19 protein-coding genes and 1 pseudogene are annotated in these 23,073 nt (G+C 60.9%); 13 read left to right on the top strand and 7 right to left on the bottom strand.

What is annotated here, in order from left to right; all coding sequences use genetic code 11:
- Window positions 1-2 precede the first annotated feature (2 nt).
- The 4 genes from ACZ9H4_RS16780 to ACZ9H4_RS16765 are packed head-to-tail and all read left to right on the top strand — an operon-like array spanning window position 3 to window position 3,771.
- Complete coding sequence (locus ACZ9H4_RS16780; RefSeq protein ID WP_476119780.1) at window positions 3-1,088, top strand: CgeB family protein; 1,086 nt, start codon at window positions 3-5, stop codon at window positions 1,086-1,088.
- Between the two features lie 13 nt (window positions 1,089-1,101).
- The gene (locus ACZ9H4_RS16775; RefSeq protein WP_476119778.1) at window positions 1,102-2,577 is read left to right on the top strand and encodes a glycosyltransferase; all 1,476 of its coding nucleotides are present in this window, start codon (window positions 1,102-1,104) and stop codon (window positions 2,575-2,577) included.
- Between the two features lie 36 nt (window positions 2,578-2,613).
- Entirely contained in the window at window positions 2,614-3,333 is a 720-nt protein-coding gene (locus ACZ9H4_RS16770) for an N-acetyltransferase (protein ID WP_476119849.1), read from the top strand.
- 45 nt (window positions 3,334-3,378) lie between these two features.
- Window positions 3,379-3,771 (top strand): carboxymuconolactone decarboxylase family protein, encoded by a 393-nt coding sequence (locus ACZ9H4_RS16765; RefSeq protein WP_408153330.1) that lies wholly within the window; start codon window positions 3,379-3,381, stop codon window positions 3,769-3,771.
- Between the two features lie 154 nt (window positions 3,772-3,925).
- On the opposite strand, the gene ACZ9H4_RS16760 is transcribed toward ACZ9H4_RS16765, so the two are convergent.
- The 4 genes from ACZ9H4_RS16760 to ACZ9H4_RS16745 form a co-directional block, all read right to left on the bottom strand.
- Window positions 3,926-4,201 (bottom strand): hypothetical protein, encoded by a 276-nt coding sequence (locus ACZ9H4_RS16760; protein ID WP_408153331.1) that lies wholly within the window; start codon window positions 4,199-4,201, stop codon window positions 3,926-3,928.
- Window positions 4,202-4,421: 220 nt separating this feature from the next.
- Window positions 4,422-5,114 carry an HAD family hydrolase gene (locus ACZ9H4_RS16755; protein ID WP_476119775.1) on the bottom strand — a complete coding sequence of 231 codons (693 nt, stop codon included), beginning with the start codon at window positions 5,112-5,114 and terminating at the stop codon, window positions 4,422-4,424.
- Window positions 5,115-5,284: 170 nt separating this feature from the next.
- Window positions 5,285-6,727, bottom strand: a complete 1,443-nt coding sequence (locus ACZ9H4_RS16750) for a cytochrome-c peroxidase (RefSeq protein WP_476119773.1) — start codon at window positions 6,725-6,727, stop codon at window positions 5,285-5,287.
- Between the two features lie 206 nt (window positions 6,728-6,933).
- Window positions 6,934-8,748, bottom strand: coding sequence for a phospholipase C (locus ACZ9H4_RS16745; protein ID WP_408149500.1), 1,815 nt, complete (start codon window positions 8,746-8,748; stop codon window positions 6,934-6,936).
- 601 nt (window positions 8,749-9,349) lie between these two features.
- On the opposite strand from ACZ9H4_RS16745, the gene ACZ9H4_RS16740 reads away from it, so the two are divergent.
- The 7 genes from ACZ9H4_RS16740 to ACZ9H4_RS16710 all read left to right on the top strand — a co-directional run bounded on the left by ACZ9H4_RS16740 (window position 9,350) and on the right by ACZ9H4_RS16710 (window position 18,364).
- A complete protein-coding gene (locus ACZ9H4_RS16740; protein ID WP_408149502.1) occupies window positions 9,350-10,315 on the top strand; it encodes a ribose-phosphate pyrophosphokinase in 966 nt (321 codons plus the stop codon).
- A gap of 403 nt (window positions 10,316-10,718) precedes the next feature.
- On the top strand, window positions 10,719-12,407 hold the full coding sequence (locus ACZ9H4_RS16735) for an HAD-IIIC family phosphatase (RefSeq protein WP_476119770.1): 1,689 nt from the start codon (window positions 10,719-10,721) through the stop codon (window positions 12,405-12,407).
- Complete coding sequence (locus ACZ9H4_RS16730) at window positions 12,404-12,661, top strand: acyl carrier protein (protein ID WP_408149506.1); 258 nt, start codon at window positions 12,404-12,406, stop codon at window positions 12,659-12,661. The genes ACZ9H4_RS16735 and ACZ9H4_RS16730 overlap by 4 nt, the downstream gene beginning before the upstream one ends.
- Window positions 12,662-12,702: 41 nt before the next feature.
- On the top strand, window positions 12,703-14,256 hold the full coding sequence (locus ACZ9H4_RS16725) for an MBOAT family O-acyltransferase (RefSeq protein WP_408153335.1): 1,554 nt from the start codon (window positions 12,703-12,705) through the stop codon (window positions 14,254-14,256).
- A 19-nt stretch (window positions 14,257-14,275) separates the two neighbouring features.
- Window positions 14,276-15,292: a hypothetical protein gene (locus ACZ9H4_RS16720; protein WP_408149510.1), complete on the top strand. Its 1,017-nt coding sequence runs from the start codon at window positions 14,276-14,278 to the stop codon at window positions 15,290-15,292.
- A gap of 170 nt (window positions 15,293-15,462) precedes the next feature.
- Window positions 15,463-16,827 (top strand): glycosyltransferase family 87 protein, encoded by a 1,365-nt coding sequence (locus tag ACZ9H4_RS16715; protein ID WP_408149512.1) that lies wholly within the window; start codon window positions 15,463-15,465, stop codon window positions 16,825-16,827.
- A 103-nt stretch (window positions 16,828-16,930) separates the two neighbouring features.
- A complete protein-coding gene (locus tag ACZ9H4_RS16710; RefSeq protein ID WP_408149514.1) occupies window positions 16,931-18,364 on the top strand; it encodes a MaoC/PaaZ C-terminal domain-containing protein in 1,434 nt (477 codons plus the stop codon).
- A 150-nt stretch (window positions 18,365-18,514) separates the two neighbouring features.
- On the opposite strand, the pseudogene ACZ9H4_RS16705 reads toward ACZ9H4_RS16710, so the two are convergent.
- Together ACZ9H4_RS16705 and ACZ9H4_RS16700 are read right to left on the bottom strand one after the other, a co-directional pair.
- Window positions 18,515-19,058, bottom strand: a pseudogene (locus tag ACZ9H4_RS16705) (flavin reductase).
- A 78-nt stretch (window positions 19,059-19,136) separates the two neighbouring features.
- Window positions 19,137-20,537: an LLM class flavin-dependent oxidoreductase gene (locus ACZ9H4_RS16700; protein WP_476119766.1), complete on the bottom strand. Its 1,401-nt coding sequence runs from the start codon at window positions 20,535-20,537 to the stop codon at window positions 19,137-19,139.
- 239 nt (window positions 20,538-20,776) lie between these two features.
- Here ACZ9H4_RS16700 and ACZ9H4_RS16695 point away from each other — a divergent pair, with 239 nt between their 5' ends.
- Window positions 20,777-21,346 carry a helix-turn-helix domain-containing protein gene (locus tag ACZ9H4_RS16695; protein WP_408149520.1) on the top strand — a complete coding sequence of 190 codons (570 nt, stop codon included), beginning with the start codon at window positions 20,777-20,779 and terminating at the stop codon, window positions 21,344-21,346.
- 115 nt (window positions 21,347-21,461) lie between these two features.
- On the opposite strand, the gene ACZ9H4_RS16690 is transcribed toward ACZ9H4_RS16695, so the two are convergent.
- Window positions 21,462-21,839: a BON domain-containing protein gene (locus ACZ9H4_RS16690; protein ID WP_408149522.1), complete on the bottom strand. Its 378-nt coding sequence runs from the start codon at window positions 21,837-21,839 to the stop codon at window positions 21,462-21,464.
- Between the two features lie 340 nt (window positions 21,840-22,179).
- On the opposite strand from ACZ9H4_RS16690, the gene ACZ9H4_RS16685 reads away from it, so the two are divergent.
- A complete protein-coding gene (locus ACZ9H4_RS16685; protein ID WP_476119763.1) occupies window positions 22,180-23,073 on the top strand; it encodes an IclR family transcriptional regulator in 894 nt (297 codons plus the stop codon).

Below are 23,073 nucleotides of genomic sequence, written 5' to 3'. Positions count from 1 at the left end.
GAATGGTCGGCAGGGTTATTAGAAAACTGGGTTCAATCGTCTACGATTACCCAAAGGTCGCCGAGGATATCGAGCGAACGGGGCGCTTCGGCCGCCTGAAAATCGCGCTGGTGACGGACTATTTCACCGCCGATTGTTTGTCTGCGGAGTGCCGGGTTCGCGTCATGACACCCGGCAATTACCGGGATGTGATTGACCATTGGAAGCCGGATTTCGTGCTGGTCGAATCGGCTTTTCACGGCGTGGACGGCAGTTGGCGCTACGAACTGGCGAAACAGCCAAAGCTGCTGCGCCTGACTAAACCCAAGGCGATTTTCCGGCTGGTTGATTTCGCGAGGAAGGCGGGCGTTCCAACCGTGTTCTGGAACAAGGATGACGGTCCTTTCTTCGACGCGTTCATCGACGTTGCGAAGGCGTTCGACTATGTTTTCACGACCGATGAAGAATGCCTCGAACGCTATCGCCAGCAGGTGCCTGCACACGTACCCGTGAATACGCTGATCATGCCGTTTCAACCGGCGTTTCATAGTTTCACGGGCTTCAATTTCACGCGCAATGAAGTCTGTTTCACCGGCAGCTATTACCGGCGCATCCTGAACGAGCGGCGTCGCTTTCTCGACATGGTGTTCGAACTCTGCGAGCACAACGAAATGCCAATCAACGTGTTCGACCGCAATCACGACAGGCTGTCTCGCCATCTCGAGTTTCGCTTTCCGAAGACGAGCCAGATGCGGTTGCACGGGAAAGTCGCGCATCGCGAAACCGCGAATGTCTACAAATCACATGTGGTATCGATCAACGTCAATTCGGTCACGAGTTCCAAAACGATGTTCTCGCGACGCCTGCTCGAAATCATTGCGTGTGGTGGGATCGCGGTAACGAACCCGAGTCGAGCCGTTGACCGTCATTTCCGCGATTTCTGCCACGTCGTGAATACCTACGAAGAGACAAACGAGCTTTTCGGGCGTTTGCGTCATGGTCCTTCGCGGGAGGATCTCGATCGCGCCGAGGCCGGTGCGAAATACGTGCAGGAGCATCACACCTGGGCACATCGGTTAGAGGAAATCTGCGCCGTCGTGAAGCTGTGAGGAGCTGATCACAATGCTTTCGTTGCTTTCCTGGTTTTGCCAGGCGATTTTCCTCTTCGTAGTCGTATATTTTGCGATTTATGTTTTGCTTGAGCTACGGGTCTTCCTGATTTCGCGGAAGGTCGAGCAGCGCAAATTGACGGAGCTTGCGCATTCGTCTTCCGGCGCACAGACCGATTCCTGGCCATCGGTGAGTGTGCTGCTGCCGATCTATAACGAATCGGAAGTCGTCGAACGGTTGATCGATGCTGCTTGCAATTTGTCTTATCCAGCGGGGCTGCTCGAAATTCTGGTGCTCGACGATTCGACTGACAGCACGACCGAACTTGCCCGGTTGCGTGCCGAACAACACAAGGCGCGGGGCGTCAATGTTCGGCAGGTCAAGCGTAGCAATCGTAAAGGATACAAGGCGGGCAATCTGGTCAACGGCATTCAGCAGTCGTGCGGCGAATTTTTTGCGATCTTTGACGCCGACTTTGTGCCGCCGGCTGATTTTTTGCTTAAAACGATTCCTTGTTTCGAGGACCCGAAACTGGGTTTCCTGCAAACGGGTATCGGTTACGAGAATCGCGATGTGTCGTTTCTCACACGCTTTCAGGCGATGGAAATGGGCCATCAGCAATACGTCACGGTGGGTTTGAGCGAAGACGGCAATATGGCGTCGCTCAGCGGCAGTTCTTGCGTGTGGCGCAAGCAGTGCGTGGATGCACTAGGAGGTTGGAACGCATCGACCGTGACTGAAGACGTTGATCTTGGATACCGCGCACAGTTTGGCGAGTGGAAGTACGCTTATTTGCGCGACGTGGTGTCCATGTCGGTGTTACCCGAAACCGTCAGCTCGTACCGAATTCAGCGAGAGCGCTGGGGACGTGGGTTGATCCACAGCGGTTTCAAGCATGTCAAGCAAATGCTCTCGCAGCGCATGCCGTTGATAAAACGGATGCATGCGATCTCCACGATGTTTTCGTCAGTGCTGCTTGCATCAATTTATGTCCTGATACTGCTCAGTCTGCCCCTCACATATTTGATGCATTTTGACGGCGCAGGTATGCGCTGGGGCGCGCTCATCTTTTTTGGGCTGGTCGTGCTCTGGGGTCTGGAGAACGCATTCGGCGCGCGCAGGGGCGCCCGCCTGGAAGGCTCGTTCAATGTGCTAAAGAGCCTATGGGACACATACAGATACATTGCAATGTTTTTGCCGATGGCATGGTACTACTTCGCTGGTGGCGTGCGTGCATTGTTTGGCGTCTACGGTGATTTTCACCGGACGCCAAAGGGCAAGGAAGGCTATCGCGCCAGTTCACCGCGTATCAATGCAGTGTTGCTGGCGGGCGAGATCTTTACCTTCTTCTATTCGGCGATGGCGGTTCTGGTTGCTCTTCAGCGCGGGAATTATATTTTGATTCCTCTGGACGTCACGGTCTGTGTCGGTTTCGGTATGGTGCTGTATTGGTCGTGGCAGGAAAAAAATACGCATCGGCGTGGGTAGACAAGGAAATCCAAGATGTCGTTTAGTATGGCTTCGATGCAAATGGCGCCAGACGTCACACGCGACCTAACGTTTGGTCCGGCGCGCACCGACGACCCGCTCGCGCTACGCTTCCGCCCGGCGCGTGCCGACGATGCCAACGCGTGCGCGCCGCTGATTTTCGCGTCGGGCGTACGCGAATTCGGCTTCTTTCTCGGCCAACCGGCAGAGGCATGCATCAGTTTTCTGGCATTTGCGTTCACGTCGAAGTCCGGGCGCTTCTCGTATCGACGTCACCGCGTGGCGGTGAACGCGGATGACCGACCGGTGGCGGTGCTCGCGATGCATGACGGCCGCCACACGTGGTTCGACGATCCCCATGTCGCACTGATGCTGCTTCTGTTTTTCGGGGTGTTCCGGACGATTCGCATGCTGTTGCGCGGCCTGGTGCTCGAAAGCGAATTGCCGGCGCCGAAGTCGGCGCAGACCTTGATTGCGCACTGCGCGACGCACGAGCGACTACGCGGTACCGGTGTGTTCGGCGCGCTGTTCGCCGATGCGATGCGGGCGAGCGCAGCGGCAAGGCAGCGCCAAGCCACGGCGAGTGGTACGCTCGTGCAGCAGCGACTCGTACTCGACGTACTGATGAGCAATACTCGCGCATACGATCTATACCGGCGTCTCGGCTTCGTCGAGTTACCGCGCCGCGCGGCGCTTTCGCCGCGGTTGCCGCGCGAGCTCGAATCGGTGCGGATGGAGTGGGTCGGTACGCAGTGACCCGTTTGAGCATCAGGTTTTCCCCCACCAGGAAAAGGAGAACGCATGTCCCAGTCCAAACCGGTTGACTACACCAACGCGCCGCCCGAGGTGAAAGCCGTCTACGACGACATCAAACAAACCCGCCAGGTCGACGACGTCAACAACTTCTGGAAGTACATCGCGCAGCACCCGCCGACCCTCGTGCGCACATGGGAGAGCCTGAAAGACGTGATGACGCCCGGCGCACTCGATCCGCTGATCAAGGAGCTGCTCTACGTCGCGGTGAGCGTGACGAATAACTGCGGCTATTGCGTCGCGAGCCACACGGCCGCGGCACGCCGCGCCGGCATGACCGACGAAATGTTCGGCGAGCTGATGGCGGTAGTTGGCATGGCTAACGAAACCAACCGCCTGGCCGTCGGATATCGCGTGCCGATCGACCCGGCGTTCGAATGACCCGCAGCGTTCATCGCTAATCGCGCAACCATGCGCGAACCGCACGCGAACCGCACGCGCCACGCCGTGACGCGTGCAAAGCAGGCAACCCGCTCATGCCCTGCGAGACGTGAGCCGTGCCTGCTTCGTCGTTTCGCCTGTCGATACGATCCGCTCACAGCGGCGTGACCACCCGCTCCGGCTGCGGCATGTTCCAGTACGGCATCACTGTCGGTTCGCAGCCGAGATGGATTGGCGCACCGCCGCCCCAGCCGGGCCGAACGACGATGGGCGGCTTGTAGCCGCCGTGACAACCGACAGGTGGTTCGTATCCGCCGTGGCAACCCGGCGGTTCGCGCCGCAGGCATGCATTGCCGCCGTGCAGGGATTGCGATGCCGCATGGTCGAGTTCGTCGATGCGGGACAGGTCGTTGAGAGTCAAGGTGGTCATGATGGATCTCCGGCAAGGTTGGATTGACGTCGAGCCCGGATTGCCGCGCTCGTGCATTGCCGTGCACACACCATGCCATACGCCGTCGAGCGGTGCGAGAGCCTGACCATAGCCGCACTGCGCGCGCGAAGTGATCGCTATGGACCAACTGGCGGCCCACAGGTGTCGCCGCGCCGCCGACATGTCAGGGCACCGCTCGCGCGTCCGAACGCATCTGCGATCAGCGCGCGCCGTTGCGCCATTGCGCGAGCAAATCCTGCAACTCGGCCATGTCCCGGAACACATGCACCGCGCCCGCGCCATGCAGCGCAGTCGCGCTGCTATGCCCGAGTTCCGCCGGGCAATAACCGAACACGGTAGCGCCGGACGCAACACCGGCAGTCGCACCGGTCACCGTGTCTTCCACGACGGCGCAACGCTTCGGGTCCACGCCCAAGCCGGCGGCGGCAGCGAGGTACACATCGGGAAACGGCTTGCTGCGCGGCGTTTCGTGACCGCTGAAGATGCGTCCTTCGAAGCAGTCGAGAATGCCGGCCTTGGCCAGCTGCAATTCCACCTTGATGCGGTCGGCGCCCGAGGCGACCGCAATGCGCCCATTCAACGCCGTATGAAGCGAGCGTACCGCGGACGCCGCGCCGGGAATCGCCTGCAACTCGCTATCGAGCGCCGTATTACGGCGCGCGCGAAACTGCATGAGCCAGTCGGCGTCGATCGCGAAGCCGGTGCGCGCTTCGATCAGCGTGGCTTCGTCCTTGACGGCTTTGCCGACGAAAATGCGCATCGTCTCTTCGACGCTCAATTGCCAACCCAGCTCGCCGAGCATGTCGGTGAGCACGCGGTTGGTGATGGGTTCGGAGTCGACGAGCACGCCGTCGCAGTCGAAGAGTACGGCGTCGAAGGGAAAATCGGCCATCGGGCAGGATCGGAGTGGAGGTCGAGGAACCGGCAAGGATACCTCACCGGCTCGCGCACCGCAGCGCGAGAGCCATGCGCTCACGACGCCCGCGTTGCGCGAGTGCCGCAAAAGCCGCGCGAAGGCATGGCAATGACGACATCACCGGCCTTCACGCGAGGCTCGCTCCCTCATTCCTTATACCCGTCACTCAGCGTCTTCATGAACGCGATGATGTCCTGAATGTCCTGATCGGTCATCGCGGGTTTGTCGCCGAACTTGCGGTCCAACGGTGCGTCGGCTTCATCCACATTCGCGTGATATTGCGGCGGCAGATCGTTGTACTTCTGCACCTTGCCCGACGCATCGCGCGGATAGATCTTCTCCGGCGACGTATTGCGCAGATTGTAGAAGTCCATCACCTGCTTGAGGTCGTGATACACGCCGTTATGGAAGAAGACCTTGCGTTCGGCGACATTGCGCAGTGTCGGCGTAAGGAACATTCCGCAGTACTGCGTCTGCTTCGCGAGGTCGTCGCGGAACGGGCCGCACACGCCCATATCGAAGTACTTCGGATCCTTATTGGCCGGAATCGCCGGATTACGCGGCACGCCGAGCGCTTCGTATTGGGTATCGGTGAAGACCGGCGGGAGGCCGTCGCGGCTCGGCTGGCTCAAATGACAGCCCGCGCAATTCGCCTTGTCCTTGTCGTTGAACAACTGCAGGCCGTGCAGCTCGGCGTGCGTGAGCCGCGCCTTGCCTTCGAGCCAGTAGTCATATTTGCTGGTGAAAGCATGAAACGATTGATCCTCGATCTGATAGCGGCCAACCGCGAACATCGCCTCCGAAATCAGCAGACTCGGATTGCTGACGATAGACGGGCCGAAGATCTGCTTGAACTGATCCACATACTTCGTTTGCAGCAGCTTGTGCGCGACGTCTTCTTCGCTCGCATTGGCCATCTCGACCGGATTGGTCAGCGGGCCAATCGCCTGGATCTGCAGCGTATCGGCGCGGCCGTCCCAGAACAGTCCGCCTTGCGGCACCATCGCCGGGGCGGCGGGCGCGGCGAGCGCAGACTTCTGCGCGCGTTGCACGCCCGCGGCCTGCGTCGCGAGTTGCGTCATGTCGACGGGCACGTCGGTATCGCCCTGATCCGGGCCGATGCTGAACGGCGCCTGGCGATACAGATAGGCGAGCGATGGCGGCGGACGGTAGCCCGCCTGGGACATGTGGGCGCCGCCGAGTTGAATCGGGAACGCGTTGTCCGGTGCATAGGAATGCTGTGGCGAGTGGCACGACGCGCACGACTGCATACCCGAAGCCGACAGCGACGGGTCGAAGAAAATCTGTTTGCCGAGTACGGCAACCGCGCTCAGCGGCGCGTTTTGCGGACGCATCAACGTCACGGGGTGAGGATTCGCGCCGGTGATCTCCTCGACGATCTCGCAGATGGCGGGCGGCATTTGCTCCGGATGCACGAGCGCATACGCGCTCACCGCGGCGAACGCGAGCACGATGCCGGCCGCGCTCCACGCGAGCAGCCTGAGCCACGCGCGGCGGGTGATGACAGGACCCGGCTCGCCGCCGGCGGGCAGGGTCGGCCGCATGACGGCGTCTGAGGGATGGTTCATGGCGTTGACAGGTAATTCGTTGCGGATGCGGTAAACGGGAAAATCGAGCCAGCGCATCGGCACTGGCTCGATCTCGACTACAGTTCGTCGGGCTCTGAGCCCTTCGTCGCGCCCTTCACCGCGCGGGCTTCATCCCGCGATGCACGCCAATGGCTCGTACAACGCGAGGACAAGCAGAAGAGAAGGACGCTCGCCACGTTTGCCGCTTAGATGGCCGGCGCTGCCGACAACTTGATGCCGAGGTTCTGATCCAGATACAGCGGCGGATTGTTGCCCGAGCCCGTGAAGTCGAACATGTTCATGATGCTGCCTGCGCTGGCGTCGAACGAACCGCCGCCGATGCGTTGGCCACCGAGCCAGTTGTCTTCGATGAACTTCACGACGGACGCCTGGGTGATCGGCGTGTCGTCGACGAAGTTGACCTTCGCCCACGGCGACACCACGATGAACGGGGTGCGCGTACCCGGACCGCAACGGCCGTTCACCGCGCCGCCGTTCACGCCTTGCGGCTGCACTGCGCCGGTTGCCGTGCACTGGCCGGGGCCGCTCAGGTTGTCGCTGCCCGCCACCGTCTTGCCGCCGGCCGATTGCGCCGTGGTGGAGTCGAACGACGAGCTGGTCGGCGCCTTGAAGCGATGGTCGTACCAGCCGTCCGAATCGTCGTAGGCGATGATCACGGCGGTGTTCTTCCAGTCAGGCTGTTGCTGCAGGAAGTTGACCACCTTCGTGACGAACGCCTGTTCGTCGATCGGGTCGGAGTTGCCCGGGTGGCCGTCGCTGACTGCCGGCGCCTTCAGGAAGCTCACCGACGGATAGTTGCCCGCCTTCACCGCGGTGAAGAAGTCGTCGGTGTCGTACTGGTGGTGCACCGGCGTCGCGGTGTTGTCGAGCGGATCGGTCGTGCCGATCACAGCGGCCGACGACGGCCGCGTATGCGCGAGGTTGGCCGTGCTCGGGTAGTACTGGAACCACGCATGATGCTGCACGTAGTCGGACTTGGTCGCGTTCAGCACTTGCGAGAAGGTCGAGCGCGCGCAACCGGTCGTGCCGTTCGCGTTGACGGTCTGCAGGTTGAAGCCGCCCATGAAGCCGCCCCACGTGATGTTCTTGCCGTTGAGCAGGTCGCCGATGTTCCTGTTGTTCGCCGACATCGCACCGGTCGTTGCGCTGCCCGCCGCGATCGTGCAGACGTCGCCGGTCGGGTCGAGGTCGCCGACCATCGTGAAGCCGCCGGTCGAGTCGGGAATCGCGTTGACCGAGCTGCTGCCCGTCACGACCACGCCGTTGTTCTGACCGGACACCACTTCGAGCGCACCCGGCGTCGACGGACCGAACGTGTCGGTGTACGCGTTCTGGTTCATCGCGAAGTTCTGCGCGTAGTTCCACATGGCCGTGACCGTGTTGCCGTCGAAGTAACCGAGCACCTGGCCTTTCGTCGCAAACGCGCCGGTGCTGCCGGCGATGGTCGAACCCGCCGCCGTGAACAACGGGAACGAGTCCATCGCGCCGTTGTTGTAGGCGAGCTGTTCGGCGGCGTATGCGTGGTTCTGGCTCGACGTGTTGGCCTGGGAGCGGTCCAGACGGAACGGCAGCAGGTCCGCGGCCGGCAGGCCGAGGCCAGGGATCGCCACCGCGCCGACCGTGCGGCCGGCCGTATTCGGCGAGGTGGCCAGCGCGTTCGGGTTCGCCGTGATCAGGTTGGCGCTGCTCAGGTTGTTGACCGTCGGCGTGCCGGCGGCGGCCGCGAATTGCGGTTCGCCCACCGGGTTGGACGCTTGCGGGTAGGTCGCGAAGTAGTGATCGAACGAGACGTTCTCGCCGAAGATCACGACGACGTGTTTGATCGGCGTGGCCGTCGTGAGCGCGTCCTGCGAGGACACCGTGGCGGCCGGCGCCGATGCGCCGGTCGGCGCCGACGCGCCCGTCGGCGGCGATGCCGACGAACTATCGTTATTGCTGCCGCATGCGGCGAGCGTCAGCAACGCGGCAAACGGAATGGGTAAGAGGGTTCTACGGAACATTTGACTGGCTCCAGATTCGACTTCGCCGTTCAGCGTTTCCATCGACAACACGTGTGGAGATTCGCTGGGGATATTGTTAGAAATACCGCTAATGGTCTTACCGCTTAAAACTGCGCGCATTGGACCATTCGATAATTAAGATTTCGGGGCGCGAACATTACGTTGGCTCTCGATCGCCATTCATTTGCATAACGATTGCTGTCGTTACGCTGACGATCCAGTGGTTTGAGAGGGACTGCCGGCGGGATGCGGCGAGGGCGCGCGTGCGTTTTATCCCTACCGTTTGCCGCTGTTCCCGTTCAACGCGAATTCAATCTCTGTGGATTTTCATGCTGCTGCATGTGGCAGAAAACGGGGCCGCTTGGGGATGCGGCGGACCAGTGCATGCGGCTCAGGCTAACGTCGCACGTCATAGCGGACCACCTTACTGCAACAGAATCCGTGCGGTGCATTCCTGCTAAAAAATAAACGCGTGTGTCTGATACATAACGGTGATCGAGGGGATTTTGAGTTCAGATGGTGATAACCCGGGGCAAAGCCGATCGTCCCTGACCGGGATGACCCGGCCGCTTCGTTCGGCCCAACCTGACATAGGTGCACCATGAGCAATGATGGTCTTATGGTTTTTACTGGCAACGCGAATCCCGCACTTGCGCAGGACGTCGTCAAATTCCTCGAAATCCCGCTCGGCAAGGCAATGGTCAGCCGCTTTTCCGACGGCGAGATTCAGGTCGAGATTCAGGAAAACGTACGCGGCAAGGACGTCTTCGTTCTTCAGTCCACCTGCCCCCCGACCAACGACAGCCTGATGGAACTGATGATCATGGTCGATGCGCTCAAGCGCGCATCCGCCGGCCGGATCACGGCAGCCATCCCGTACTTCGGCTATGCCCGCCAGGACCGCCGCCCGCGTTCGGCGCGCGTGGCGATTTCGGCGAAGGTCGTGGCGAACATGCTGGAAATCGCTGGCGTCGAGCGGATCATCACGATGGATCTGCACGCCGACCAGATCCAGGGCTTCTTCGACATCCCCGTCGACAACATCTATGCAACGCCCATTTTGCTTGGCGACCTGCGCAAGCGGAGTTACGACGACCTGCTGATCGTGTCGCCCGACGTGGGCGGCGTGGTGCGTGCGCGCGCCCTGGCGAAGCAGCTGAATACAGATCTTGCGATCATCGACAAGCGTCGCCCGAAGGCGAACGTCGCTGAAGTGATGAACGTCATCGGTGAAGTCGAAGGCCGTACCTGCGTCATCATGGACGATATGGTCGACACGGCCGGCACGCTGTGCAAGGCAGCCGAAACGTTGAAACAGTGCGGTGCGAAGCGGGTTTTTGCCTACGCGACTCATCCCGTCCTGTCGGGCGGCGCAGCCGACCGTATCGCGGCATCGGAACTCGACGAACTTGTCGTCACCGACACGATTCCGCTCTCTCCTGAATCGCTCGCGTGCGAGAAGATCCGGCCGCTCTCGAGCGCGAGCCTGCTCGCCGAGACCTTCTTGCGGATTCGGCGTGGCGACTCCGTGATGTCGCTATTTGCCGACAGTTACTCCCATTCCTGAATGGTCAAAAATGATAAACAAAGACTGATGAGGCGCTTTCGAGCTTGTTGAGAACGATGCCGGTTCCGACTTTAGCTGACCTCTGTGTGCAAACGAACATATGCCGGGCGCGTTATCGCGATACCGTGCTTCGCAGGCTTCGCGTCCTGCGGCTAATTTGCGCGTCCGATATGTATGAACCGTGGAGCCACATCGTATGCATTGGTTACCGGAATCATCTGATTTTTCTGTTCAGCTGAGCTCCCTCAACGCCGCACATTCACAAGAGACACGCTGGCATGATTTCGTGAGGCTGGCGAACAGTCGACTCGATTTTGTTCAAACGAATCGTCTTGACCGGGCATGTCGGAAGGCGTTTCCGGAGGTTCCGAGGGAAACTACCGGCAAGCCGGTTCGCCTCGCCGTGTTCAGCGGTTCGACCACCGATCATCTGGTGGCTGCTTTGCGTGTCGGATGCCTGCGCCGCGGCATGTGGTGCGAGGTGCAGGCGGGCGAATATGGTCAATACATGCAGGAGCTCAACGAACCCGAGTCAGCGTTTCACGCGTTCGGCGCAAATGTGGTCCTGTTTTCGTTCGACGCACGCACGCTGCTCGGACAACCCGACGCCGCGATGGACGCGGCCGCCGCCGACGGTCTGGTCGAGCATACGATCGACATGCTGCGCGGGCTTTGGCGCAGGGCCGCGCATTCAAGCGGCGTGCACGTGATCCAGCAGGCCATCCTGCCCATCGCGTTGCCGCTCATTGGCAACAACGAGCATCGGCTGCCGGGCTCAATGCGCGCGCTCATCGATCGGCTCAACCAGCGCATGCGGGCCGCTGCGGACGAGGACGGCGTCGATATTCTCGCGCTCGACGCGCGAATTGCGGTTGATGGTCTCGCTGCATGGCACGACCCGATGCTGTGGCATCGCGCGAAGCAGGAGATCTCGCCGGCCGCCGGGCCGTTCTATGGCGAACTGGTCGCACGGCTAATCGCGGCGCGGCGCGGCCGTTCGTACAAATGCCTGGTACTCGACCTCGACAACACACTATGGGGCGGCGTGATCGGCGATGACGGCCTCGCCGGCATAGTCATCGGCCAGGGCAGCGCGCTCGGCGAAGCGTACGCGTCGTTCCAGGGCTACGCGAAGGATCTGTCACGGCGCGGGATCATCCTGGCCGTATGTTCGAAAAACGATGAAGCCAACGCGTGGGAACCCTTCGACCAACATCCCGAGATGGTGTTGAAGCGCTCCGACGTGGCGTATCTCGTCGCCAATTGGGAAGACAAGGCGTCGAACCTGCGCCGTATCGCGCAAGCGTTGAACATCGGTCTCGACGCGCTGGTGTTTGCGGATGACAACCCGTTCGAGCGCAATATCGTGCGGCGTGAGCTGCCGATGGTTGCTGTACCCGAACTGCCCGCCGACCCGGCGCTCTATGGCCGCTGCATCGCGGACGCCGGCTATTTCGAATCCATCGGGATCACCTCGGAGGACCGCGAGCGTACCGCGCAGTATCAGGGCAACCTGCAGCGTGAAGCGTTGCGCTCCGCGGCGACCGATCTGGCCGGGTATCTGGCGTCGCTGGAGATGCGGCTCGAATGGCAGCCGTTCGATCTCATCGGCCTGCAGCGAATCACGCAACTGATCAACAAGACCAATCAATTCAACCTGACCACGCGACGCTACACCGACGCGGAAGTGAGCGCCGCGATGCAGGACAAAGGCGTGGTGACCCTGCAATTGCGACTGACCGATCGATACGGCGACAACGGGATCATCGGGATCGTCATCGCGCGGCCGCGCGAACCTGGCGGCCCTGAGTTGTTCATCGATACCTGGCTGATGAGTTGCAGGGTGCTGGGCCGACAGGTCGAGCAGGCGACGATGAATCTGCTGGTCGCGCGCGCGCGGGACGCGGGCGCACGGACGCTGATCGGGGAGTACCGGGCCACCGCCAAAAACGGCATGGTTCGGGAGCATTACCAGAAACTCGGCTTCACACGAATCGCCGAACACGAAGACGAAAGGACGACGTGGCAATGCATCACCACTGAATTCACGCCTTTCCAGACACATATCGAACCCGTAAGGACTGGATCATGACTGACACTATCAGCACTGACGACATTCTCGGCAAAGTGACGGAGATCTTCCGCGAGATCTTCGACGAGGACGATCTGGTCCTGACAATGGACAGTACCGCTGACGACATCGACAAATGGGATTCCCTGAATCACATCAGCATCATCATCGCTTGCGAAATGCGCTTCAAGGTCAAGTTTCAGACGGCTGAAATCGAAAGTCTGAAAGATGTCGGCGAGTTGGTCGATCTGATCCGCAGCAAGCAGTCGCAATAAACATTCGAATAACGACGCGCAAACTTCTATGACAGGCCGACATGCTATTCAACTCGTATATCTTCCTGTTTGCGTTCCTGCCGATCAGCGTCGTCGGCTACTATGCGCTCGCCCGCGTCACGGTTCGCGCAGCGGCGGCCTGGATTGCCGTCACGTCGATTGTTTTCTACGCGTGGTGGAACGTCAGTTTTGTGTTCCTGCTGCTCGCCTCGATCGCGTTCAACTTCGGCTGCGGGCTTGCGCTACAACGGCTCGCCAACCGGCCGCGCATGCAGCTTGCGGCGCTGACGGCCGGCATCGCGGCAAACCTCGGGCTGCTGTTCTTCTACAAGTATCTGTTCCCGCTGCTGGACTGGCTGTCGGAAATCGGCATCGCACCGCATCTGTCCACGACCAGTGTGATCCTCCCGCTCGGCATTTCGTTTTTCACGTTCACGCAGATCGGCTATCTGGTCGATTGCAAGTCCGGCATTGCCAAAGGCAAGAACCTGCTTGAATACGTGATGTTCGTCACGTTCTTTCCGCATCTGATCGCCGGGCCGATCCTGCACCACCGCGAAATGATGCCGCAGTTCGAAAACCGCGAGACCTACCGGCTGAACCAGGAGAACCTCGCTGTCGGACTCAGCATCTTCACGATCGGTCTGGCGAAGAAGTTGATCATCGCCGACGGACTGTCGGAGACGGTCCAGTTCGCATTCGGCTTCCGCGACGCATTGCCGGCACAGGCGGCGTGGTGCGGCGCGCTGGCCTATTCGATGCAGCTCTATTTCGACTTTTCGGGCTATTCGGACATGGCCGTCGGGCTCGCGCGGATGTTCGGAATCCGCTTCCCAGCCAATTTCAACTCGCCCTACAAGGCGACATGCATCATCGATTTCTGGCAGCGCTGGCACATGACGCTGACTCGCTACCTGAACCTGTACCTCTACAACCCGATCGCGCTCCTGATCATGCGGCGGCGCGCGGCGCGCGGCGCGCTGGTCTCCCGCAAGGCGACGGCGACACCGGCCGGCTTTGCGACGATGGTCGCGCTGCCGCTCTTTTTCACGATGACCCTCGCCGGCATCTGGCATGGTGCGGGACTCCAGTTTCTGGTATTCGGGTTGCTGCATTCGGCCTATCTGACGATCAACCACGCATGGCGGATTTTCGGACCCAGGCAACCGGCTGAGCCGCGCCCGTGGTTGCGCAGGGCAAGCGTCGTCGTGGCGCAGTGGCTCATCACCTATCTTGCCGTGCTGCTCGCGCAGATCATGTTTCGCTCGGCATCGGTGCACGATGCGATGCACCTGATCGCGGGCATGTTGGGACTGCATCATGTGACGGCCGCACCCACTTACGAGCTCGAGTCACTGCTCGCCTTCAAAAACTGGGTGAAGATCGGGATCGCCTTCTTCATTGCGCTGCTGATGCCCAACTCGAACGAGATCATGGCGCGCTATTCGCCCGTGCTCGACAAAGTCCGCACCAGCCTGCCTGCGGCGCTGCAGTGGCGGCCGCAAGCGGGATGGGGCGTCGCGATCGGCGTGCTTGCAGCGGCCGCGCTGCTGCATCTGGCCGGCGCAACTGAGTTCCTGTACTTCCAGTTCTAAATGCAAGGGATCGTGACCCGTGAAAACGTCGGAGTTTGGCAGTTTCTTCCGTGCAGTGGGGCTGGTGTTCATGCTCCTCGTCGGCGCTTCATGGGTGTGGGCCGCGCGCGGACCCATGTGGTTTCTCGACCCGGAATACCCAATGTGGGTGGCCAAGAACGAAATGATCAGCGAATGCCGCAAGGACGCGACCGTGATCATCGGCGACTCGCGTGCCGTCGCCGGCCTGATACCGGCGCATCTCGACCCATCGACCGTCAATCTCGCGCTCGGCGGCGCCACGCCCGTCGAGACCTACTATGTCGCGCAGCGCATTCTGAAGTGCCCGGACCTGCCGCGCAAGGTCATCCTGTCGATCTCGCCGTATCACTTCGCTACGGCCGATTCGTACTGGACCCGTGCTGCGCTGTTCAGCTTCCTGAGCTTCAGTGAGATGGAGGAAGTCCGCAAGCTGTCGGAATCGCTTCATGACAAATCGCTTTACTCGGTCTCGCGCACGGGATCGATCGAGGACCGCCTGACCAATTTCCTGTATGCGTCGCATTTTCCGGCGTTCTATACGGGTAGCATGAAGGCGGGGATGGTGTACCGGCGCAAGCACACCAATGACGAATGGCTCGACGAGGTGAAGCGCCAGCGCGGCTACCACAGCTTCGGTACCGACGACGGTTCGACCGCACTCAGTTTCGAAGTCACCGCGATGTCGGGCTTTCACAGCAGACCCATCTTTGACGCCTACTTCGATCGCTTGCTGACACTGTTTGCGGACAAAGGGATCGAGGTGAATTTCGTCCCGATGCCGATGAGTGATCTGAGCTACAAGGGACTGCCCGCAGGCTTCCGGCAAGACTACACCGCCTATATCGATGGCTTCAGGCAAAGGCATCCGAATTTCCATGTGACAGGTGACCTGATTCCTGTGCTGCCATGGAAGTACTTTGGCGACCGCAACCACCTGAACCGGGCCGGTGCGGAAGTATGGACGGGCACGGTCGCGCGAACGCTCGGCATCAACGTTCAGGTCGCGACCCAGTAGTGCATCACGGGGTGCAATGTGCTGCGGCGTGCGCCGGTCGGCAGGGTGGACTGCCGCTGTATGTACGCTCGGCATGAGCGTGACGCCACCCAATTCTTTCGGAAAGCGCGCTGAGAAATTGCAGGAATCGGCACTTCGATGATCCAAAAATGGATGAGAGTGAGGGCTCCATGAATCAGACAGGTTCGTTGCGGCGAACAGTGTTGGCCACACTGTTCTTTATCGTCATCAGCGCGGTCGTGTTGAGCGTGCTTCAGTCGCGTCTCGGCTTTCAGAATACGTTGACCACGATGCGCCAGATGCTGGTCATCAGCGATGGCCACGATTGGTACGGCAAGGATTCCTGGCAATTCATGCTGAAAGGCTATTTGCAGGTTCATCATCATCCGGGCCAGGATCTTTACGAGGCCGTGTTCTTTACGCAGCACGAAAAATTCCAGTATCCGCCGACGTCGTTGCTGTTCTTCGAGCTTTTTGACAAGCTGCACATGCTCGACTATTGGCACCTCAACCTGTTCAATCACCTGATCGTTCTGCTCACCGCGTTGGGCATGGCTCGCCTGTCCGTCGTGATGGCGAGCGAACTCGGCCTCGAATCGATTACCGCAGACGCGCGCTCGCGCCTTGCATTGATGGCGCTCGGCTTCGTGTCCACGTGGTTCTTCTATCCGGTGATCTGGACACTGTACCTGGGGCAGATTCAGGCCTGGATAACCTGCGCGACGGTCTTCGCGTGCATTGCCTATGCCAGCGGCCAGCGTGGATGGGCTGGCGTGCTGATGGGCGTTTGCGCATTGATCAAGCCGCAGTTCGGGCTGTTTCTTATATGGGGCCTGTTCCGGCGCGACATGCGTTTCGTGGCGGCATGGCTCGGCGTCGTCGTGCCGGCCACGCTGCTCGCGATCTCGACGTACGGCTTCGAGCAGTTCATTGGCTACCGGCACGCGCTTGCCTACATGGGCGCTCGAGGCGAAGCGTACTTCGGCAACACGTCGATCAACGGCGTCATGCATCGACTCTTCCTGAACGGCAATGACCAGGTTTTCTTCGAGGACCACTTCGCCGACTATCGGCCGATCGTCGAGCAGGTAACGGTCGTCTCCGCACTGGTATTGATCGCGATCGGGCTGTGGTGGAGTTTCCGCACCAGAAAAGAACCACCGCTGCCGTCGTTCCTGCTCGCCCAGCTATGCTTCACGGCAGCGTCGCCGATCGTCTGGGTGCATCACTTCGGCGGACTTCTGCCGTTGTTCATGCTGACGTTTCTGACGATGCTCCGAAACGCGGAAAAATATGGCGGCCAGGTGATATCGAAACCGTTGATCGTCCTTGCACTCGCGTACCTGGTCGTCGCGAACGACAATCGCATCCTCAATCTTGCGCAAGGGCCCGTCAACCCGATCCAGGTCTGCTTCCTCGTGGCCGCGGCCGTCGTCGCGTGGCTGCTGGTTCGCGAGACAACCCGCGCGGAACCCGCAGTCAGCACCGAGCCGGGAACGCGGAGCCGGCGCTGGTTCGGCATGTCACGCGGTTGACCTGTGTGAGCGCTTTGCGCCATGCCGGGGACGACAGGCGACATCACCGCGCCTGTTTGCGGGACTGCGGGTCAACGGCTTGACGATTATGGGGAGTTCTAGCATGCCTGCATCGCGACGTTTCAGGATCGAAGACCAGAATGCTTTTGCCCTCCTGTCGGGCGACAGCAATCCTGTGCATGTAGATGCATTGAAAGCCCGGCGTTCGCAATTCGGTCGTCCCATTGTGCATGGAATGCATCTGTTGCTATGGGCGATCGAAGAAGGGTTGGCGAATACATCCAAAACAGCCTTGGCCAAAGTGTCATGCGTATTCCGCAACCCCGTCCGGGTCGATGAAGAAGTACTCTTACGTTTAGTGCAGGACCAGGACCAGCATAAAAAAATTGTTCTTGAATGCAATGGCGCGGAATGCGCAACCATTCATGTCGAACTTTCTACAAATGAGATGGACGTAGCTTTCATAGACCGGTCTCCCGCCTCAAGCGATTGTCATGAGCGAAGCGAAGCCTCGCTAGATAATGCCCAGGGAAGCATTCCGCTTGAGTTGGACAGCTCGGCTGTGCGAGAGCGATTCCCTGTTCTTACGCAGAAGATACCCTTGGGACAGATCGCCTTCATTCTTGCAACCACGCGGTTGGTAGGAATGGAATGTCCGGGATTGCACTCAATTTACTCCGGGCTATCCGTCAGTTTTTCGCCTTCGTCCAGCACAGCGGAGAACGGAGGAAGATTGGACTGGAAGGTTGTCAATTACGATGACCGCTTCCGCCGTTTGTCTGTCGACATCGTTGCGGACGGCGCAACGGGCGTCATTCAAGCGATGTTGCGTCCCGCACCCCATAAGCAAAAAACTTGTGCGGAGCTAAAGACGTTGATTCCGGACGCTGAAATGTTCGCTGGGCAGCGCGCGCTCGTAATAGGTGGATCGCGAGGACTCGGTGAATTGTGCGCGAAGATTCTGGCGGTGGGCGGAGCCGACGTGCGTCTCACCTATCATCGCGGCAAGGACGATGCGGAAGCGGTCGTTGCGGATATCAACAATGGCGGAGGAAAGTCGGCCAGTCTCGCTTACGATATGTTCGATCCGCCAGAGGATCTTCAGACGGGTCTTGGCGATGGATGGGCGCCCACCCACGTCTACTATTTTGCAACGCCGCCGATTTTTGTTGCGGCCCGCGGCAAATTTTCTAGTGACCTGTTCGCGCGGTTTTCCCGGTACTACGTCGAAGGCTTCTATACGTGCTGGCAATCCATACGCCAGATCACGCCCGAAAAATTCACCATGTTTTATCCGTCTTCGGTGGCTGTCGAAACGGCATATCCGAATATGGGCGAATATGCGGCCGCCAAAGCAGCCGGGGAAAATCTCTGCAACTATCTTTGCGTGTGCGACAAAAAGCTGGCGATCAAAGTTGTGCGTTTACCTCGACTGCCATCCGATCAGACGCTCAGCATTGTCGAGGTCAAAACACATGATCCGGTGGAAACTATTTTAGGTGTGCTGGGCGAATTCAGGCGCGAGCAGGTCGCGTGACGCAGAGCAGGCGGTCCTCGCGAAGCGGCCGCGCAGAACGCCTGCGGCGTGACAAAACGAATCGACGTGACCACTTTCAGTCGTGGTTAGGAAAGCCTATGCATGCGCCATCGCGATCAGGCGCGTTGACACGGCTCGATCAGCACTGCCTTAGCGCGCCGGAACAGCCGCGTTCGCATCCGCCTCGGCCCGATGCGCCGCATGCACCGAGCGCTCACCAACCCGGTGATACCGGCGCCCGTAGTAAATCAGCGCATCCCCCGCGACATGCGTACGCGCGTCCTTCACCGCGCAGAAGAACACCGTGTGCGTGCCGACCTCGGTTACCGATTCGATCTCGCAGTCCAACGATGCCAGCGCGCCATGCAACACCGGCGCGCCGGTGACGAGCCGTTCCCATTGCGCGGCGGCGAAGCGCTCCGCGATCGGCAGCGCACTGGTCGCGAAATGCGCGGCGAGCGTTTGCTGTTCCGCGCTCAGCACGTTCACGCAGAGCTTGCCGTTGCTGCGGAACGCCGCGTTGTTGCGGCTGCTGCGATTGATGCAGACGAGCAGGGTAGGCGGCTCGTCCGTCACGCCGCACACCGCCGACGCGGTGCAGCCCGCGAAGCCCCGCGGCGCCATCGCTCGTGATGATGTTGACGGCCGTGCCGAGTCCGGCCATGGCGTCGCGGAAGATGCTCCTGTCAAGCATGGGGACCTCTGCTGATAGATCGGCGTGTCATGAATGCGGCGGCACGCATGACACAAAGTACAACGCGCCGCGACGGTCTCAGTTCGATACGTCGCTGGCGGTGGCGGCGGCCACGGCGCAGGCGGGTGAGCGAAACCGTGCCGCCGTATGAGTCGACGGCAGGCGGGCATGACCGAACAGCTTCTCGCGCAACGTGCCGTCGCGATACGCGCGCTTGTACGCGCCGCGTTCCTGCAGGATCGGCACCACCAGGTCGATGAAGTCCCCGAAACATTCCGGCGCCACGGTGCGCGACAGATTGAAACCGTCCACGCCGGTTTCCTCGGTCCACGCGATCAGCTCGCTCGCGATCCGTTCGGCCGAACCGACGAGCGGCGTCTGCCGGCTGCCGAGCACCATCTGTTCGAGCAGCTTGCGTTTGGTCCATTGCGGACCGGCGGCGCGCGTCATCGCTTCGACGTTCGACACGATCGCCTGGCTCTTGCCGGTGTCGATCGGCTCGTCGAGGTCGTAGCGCGCGAAGTCGATGCCGAGCGACGCCGCCGCATGCACGAGCGCCGCCTCCGAACTGACGTAGCGCCGGTACTCCTCGTTCTTCTCCTGCGCGTCGCGCTCGGTGCGGCCCGTGATGACGGTTTGTCCGAGCAGCACCTTGATGTCGTCCGCCTCGCGGCCGCCCGCGACGGCATGCGCGCGAATGTCGTCGACGATCGCTTTCACCGCGGGCTTCGCCTGGCCGTTGACGAACACGCACTCCGCGTGCGCCGCCGCGAAGCGTTTGCCGCGCGCCGACGAGCCAGCCTGATAGAGCACCGGCGTGCGCTGCGGCGACGGCTCGCTCAGATGCATCGCATCGACGCGATATTGCTTGCCGTGGTGATGGATCACATGCACTTTCGCCGGGTCCGCATAGACGCCGCGCGCTTTGTCACGCAGCACCGCGCCGTCTTCCCAACTGCATTCCCACAGTTTGTAGACCAGTTCCATGTATTCGTCGGCGAGGTCGTAGCGGTCGTCGTGCGCCATTTGTCCGGCGAGCCCGATCGCGCGCGACGCACTGTCCAGATAACCGGTGACGATATTCCAGCCGACCCGGCCGCGCGTCAGATGATCGAGCGTCGACATGCGCCGCGCGAACAGATACGGTTGCTCGACCGACAGATTCGACGTGACGCCGAACGACAGATGTCGCGTGACCGCCGCCATCGCGGGAATCAGCAGCGTCGGGTCGTTGACCGGAACCTGCACGGCGCCGCGAATCGCCGCTTCCGGATTGCCGCCGTAGACGTCATAGACGCCCACGACGTCGGCGAAAAAGATGCCGTCGAACAGACCCGCTTCCAGCGTGCGAGCGTAGTCGGTCCAGTACTGGAGATCGGTATAGCGGCTGGACTGATCGCGCGGATGGGTCCACATACCTTGCTGGATGTGACCGACGCAGTTCATGTCAAACGCGTTGAGAACGATTTCCTTCGGCATGGTGTCTTCCGGCTGAGATGGACGAACGCTTACAGAAGCCTTTCGAGCAGTAGCGCCTGCCGAACCAGCGGCGGGCGCCGCGTTCGTGCGGCTAACACAGTCGTGTTTAATATAGTGGACGAAAAATCACTATGCAAGACATTGCGTTTGACTTTTAATAGGCCGACAGGGCGGGCGTGGCAGGCAGCCGCGCCTCGATATAATTTTGCGGTGCTCACTTCACCCACGACGGTCCTTCCATGTCCGAATCCGCCTCCATCGATCTGACCCAGGCCATCTCCGCGCGCGTGAAGACCGAGCGCGAAGCGCGCAACTGGTCGCTGAGCGAACTGGCGGAGCGCTCGGGTGTATCGAAGGCGATGATCAGCAAGATCGAGCGCGGCGAGGCGAGCCCGACCGCGACGGTGCTCGGGCGGTTGTCGGGCGCGTTCGGACTGACCTTGTCGACCTTGCTCGCGCTCGCCGAACAGACCGGCGAGCGGCTCGTGCGTCATGCGGACCAGGCGCTTTGGCAGGACCCCGAAACGGGCTATACGCGGCGGCGGATTTCACCGCCTACCGGCGGCGTGCTGGAACTGCTCGAGATCGAGTTGCCGGCGGGTGTGAGGGTGCCTTATCCGTCGGATGCGTTCGTGTTTCAGCATCAGCAGATCTGGGTCACGCAAGGCGTGTTGACGTTCCGCGAGGGCAGTCAGTCTTACCGGCTCGAAGCGGGAGACTGTCTGCAACTCGGCGCACCGGTCGAGTGCGAGTTCTTCAATGCGGGCGACGAGGTGTGCCGCTATGTGGTCGGTCTCGTTCGACGCTAGGTTGGCATCGAGCCGACGCTAAGGATTCCATATACCAGGACAACGGGCAGCGCCCCATGTGCGGTGTTCGCGGCAGACGGCGCCGCCCGTCGTCATCCGGTCAGGCTCGGGGCGTTCAGCTCCCGCCACCGCCGCCGCTGCGCACGCCAAGGGTGATCTTGTTGCTCACCGAGGTCACGCCGGGAACATCCTTCGCGACATCTCCCGCCTGCTGGATCTGAGGGCCTTGGGGCACGGATCCAGTCAAGGTCACCGCGCCGCCGCGAGCGCGCACGAACACGTTCGACACGTTGAAGCCCGGCGCTTTGGCCAGCGCGCGCCGGACGTCACGGCCCAGCTTGCGGTCCATCTGGCGAGTCGATTTGGTATTGGCGGCCGGGGCCGGCGCGGTGGCGGCCGGCGCCGCGGCGTCGCTGGCCTGGGCATAGGCGCTGGACGCGGTTGCTACACACAATGCAATACCGAGCGCCTTCAAAAGATTGACTTTTTTCACGTTTTCTCCATCCTCGATAAGTTGATGTCGCTTCGTTGTATGCAAAAAACCGCGCGCTGGCGAGCCTGTCCTGACCCGCGGGGAGCACCTGTATTCTGGAAAATTGCCGTGCCGCGCTCCCGGCGCGCTTAAACAATACTCCAGCCCACGCGCTCATGCTGGAAAAACTGGTGCCGGTGTTGCTTCGCGTGACACGACTGTTGCCACGGACTTGACTCGTCGACAGTCCGCGTTAGATGCGCCTCATATTTCAGACTATAATTTCGCCGCCCGGATCAGCCTCGATCCGGGCTCACGGTTAGTCCTTCAGATACAGCCGTTTCGCGGGATTGCATTCCGTTTGAGCAAAACCCATGACAGCCCGATCGATCATGCGATCGGGGTCCCGAGCGTCGACGATGCGGCGCAGCACACGGCTTCAGCGGCGCGGGCGCCCGCGGTCCTCGCAAGCCGCACCGCGCACGAAGCGCACAAGGACGACCGGCACTTCGTCACGGCGCTCGCACGGGGGCTTGAAGTGCTGGCGTGTTTCCGTTCCGGCGACAAATCGTTGAGCAACCAGGAACTGGCGTTGCGTTGCCGGTTGCCGAAATCGACGATATCGCGCCTCACTCATACGCTGACGCTGCTCGGCTATCTGATCCATCTGAAAGAGAGCGGCAAGTACCGGCTCGGCACGGCATCGCTCGCACTCGGCAGTGCGATGCTCGCGCGCCTCGACGTGCGCAAGATTGCGCGGCCCGTGATGCAGGAGCTGGCCGATATCTCCGGCGCCACGGTTTCGCTCGGCACGCGTGACCGCCTCTCGATGATCTACGTGGAAAATTGCCGGGGCTCGGTGGCGCTCACGCTGACGCTCGAAGTCGGCTCGCGCATTCCGGTGGCGACCTCGGCGATCGGCCGCGCATGGCTCGCGGCGATTCCCGAGCACGATCGCCTCAGCTTCATGGAGCAGGTACGCGAACTCGATCACGTCGCGTGGCCGAAGACGCGTCGCGGCATCGAGAAAGCGCTCGACGATTACCGCACGCTCGGTGTGACGACGTCGTTCGGCGACTGGCAGAAAGACGTGAACGGCATCGCGCGCGCGTTTCAGCCGGGCGGCGAATTGCCGGTCATGGCGATCAACGTGGGCGGGCCGTCGTTCAAACTGTCGAAGGAATTTCTACTGGAAGAAGTGCGGCCACGTCTGATCGACGTGGTCACGCAACTCGAAATCGCGCTGTCACATTGA

The organism is Paraburkholderia sp. TE9906, assembly GCF_056279605.1.
The sequence above is the reverse complement of the archived record's forward strand: the minus strand, read 5'-3'. Positions and strand labels throughout refer to the sequence as shown.

What these genes read in the sequence shown, in the direction of transcription:
- ACZ9H4_RS16780 (WP_476119780.1), top strand. Translation starts at nt 3, where the DNA reads ATGGTCGGCAGGGTTATTAGAAAACTGGGTTCAATCGTCTACGATTAC.
- ACZ9H4_RS16775 (WP_476119778.1), top strand. Translation starts at nt 1,102, where the DNA reads ATGCTTTCGTTGCTTTCCTGGTTTTGCCAGGCGATTTTCCTCTTCGTA.
- ACZ9H4_RS16770 (WP_476119849.1), top strand. Translation starts at nt 2,614, where the DNA reads ATGCAAATGGCGCCAGACGTCACACGCGACCTAACGTTTGGTCCGGCG.
- ACZ9H4_RS16765 (WP_408153330.1), top strand. Translation starts at nt 3,379, where the DNA reads ATGTCCCAGTCCAAACCGGTTGACTACACCAACGCGCCGCCCGAGGTG.
- ACZ9H4_RS16760 (WP_408153331.1), bottom strand. Translation starts at nt 4,201, where the DNA reads ATGACCACCTTGACTCTCAACGACCTGTCCCGCATCGACGAACTCGAC.
- ACZ9H4_RS16755 (WP_476119775.1), bottom strand. Translation starts at nt 5,114, where the DNA reads ATGGCCGATTTTCCCTTCGACGCCGTACTCTTCGACTGCGACGGCGTG.
- ACZ9H4_RS16750 (WP_476119773.1), bottom strand. Translation starts at nt 6,727, where the DNA reads ATGAACCATCCCTCAGACGCCGTCATGCGGCCGACCCTGCCCGCCGGC.
- ACZ9H4_RS16745 (WP_408149500.1), bottom strand. Translation starts at nt 8,748, where the DNA reads ATGTTCCGTAGAACCCTCTTACCCATTCCGTTTGCCGCGTTGCTGACG.
- ACZ9H4_RS16740 (WP_408149502.1), top strand. Translation starts at nt 9,350, where the DNA reads ATGAGCAATGATGGTCTTATGGTTTTTACTGGCAACGCGAATCCCGCA.
- ACZ9H4_RS16730 (WP_408149506.1), top strand. Translation starts at nt 12,404, where the DNA reads ATGACTGACACTATCAGCACTGACGACATTCTCGGCAAAGTGACGGAG.
- ACZ9H4_RS16725 (WP_408153335.1), top strand. Translation starts at nt 12,703, where the DNA reads ATGCTATTCAACTCGTATATCTTCCTGTTTGCGTTCCTGCCGATCAGC.
- ACZ9H4_RS16715 (WP_408149512.1), top strand. Translation starts at nt 15,463, where the DNA reads ATGAATCAGACAGGTTCGTTGCGGCGAACAGTGTTGGCCACACTGTTC.
- ACZ9H4_RS16710 (WP_408149514.1), top strand. Translation starts at nt 16,931, where the DNA reads ATGCCTGCATCGCGACGTTTCAGGATCGAAGACCAGAATGCTTTTGCC.
- ACZ9H4_RS16700 (WP_476119766.1), bottom strand. Translation starts at nt 20,537, where the DNA reads ATGCCGAAGGAAATCGTTCTCAACGCGTTTGACATGAACTGCGTCGGT.
- ACZ9H4_RS16695 (WP_408149520.1), top strand. Translation starts at nt 20,777, where the DNA reads ATGTCCGAATCCGCCTCCATCGATCTGACCCAGGCCATCTCCGCGCGC.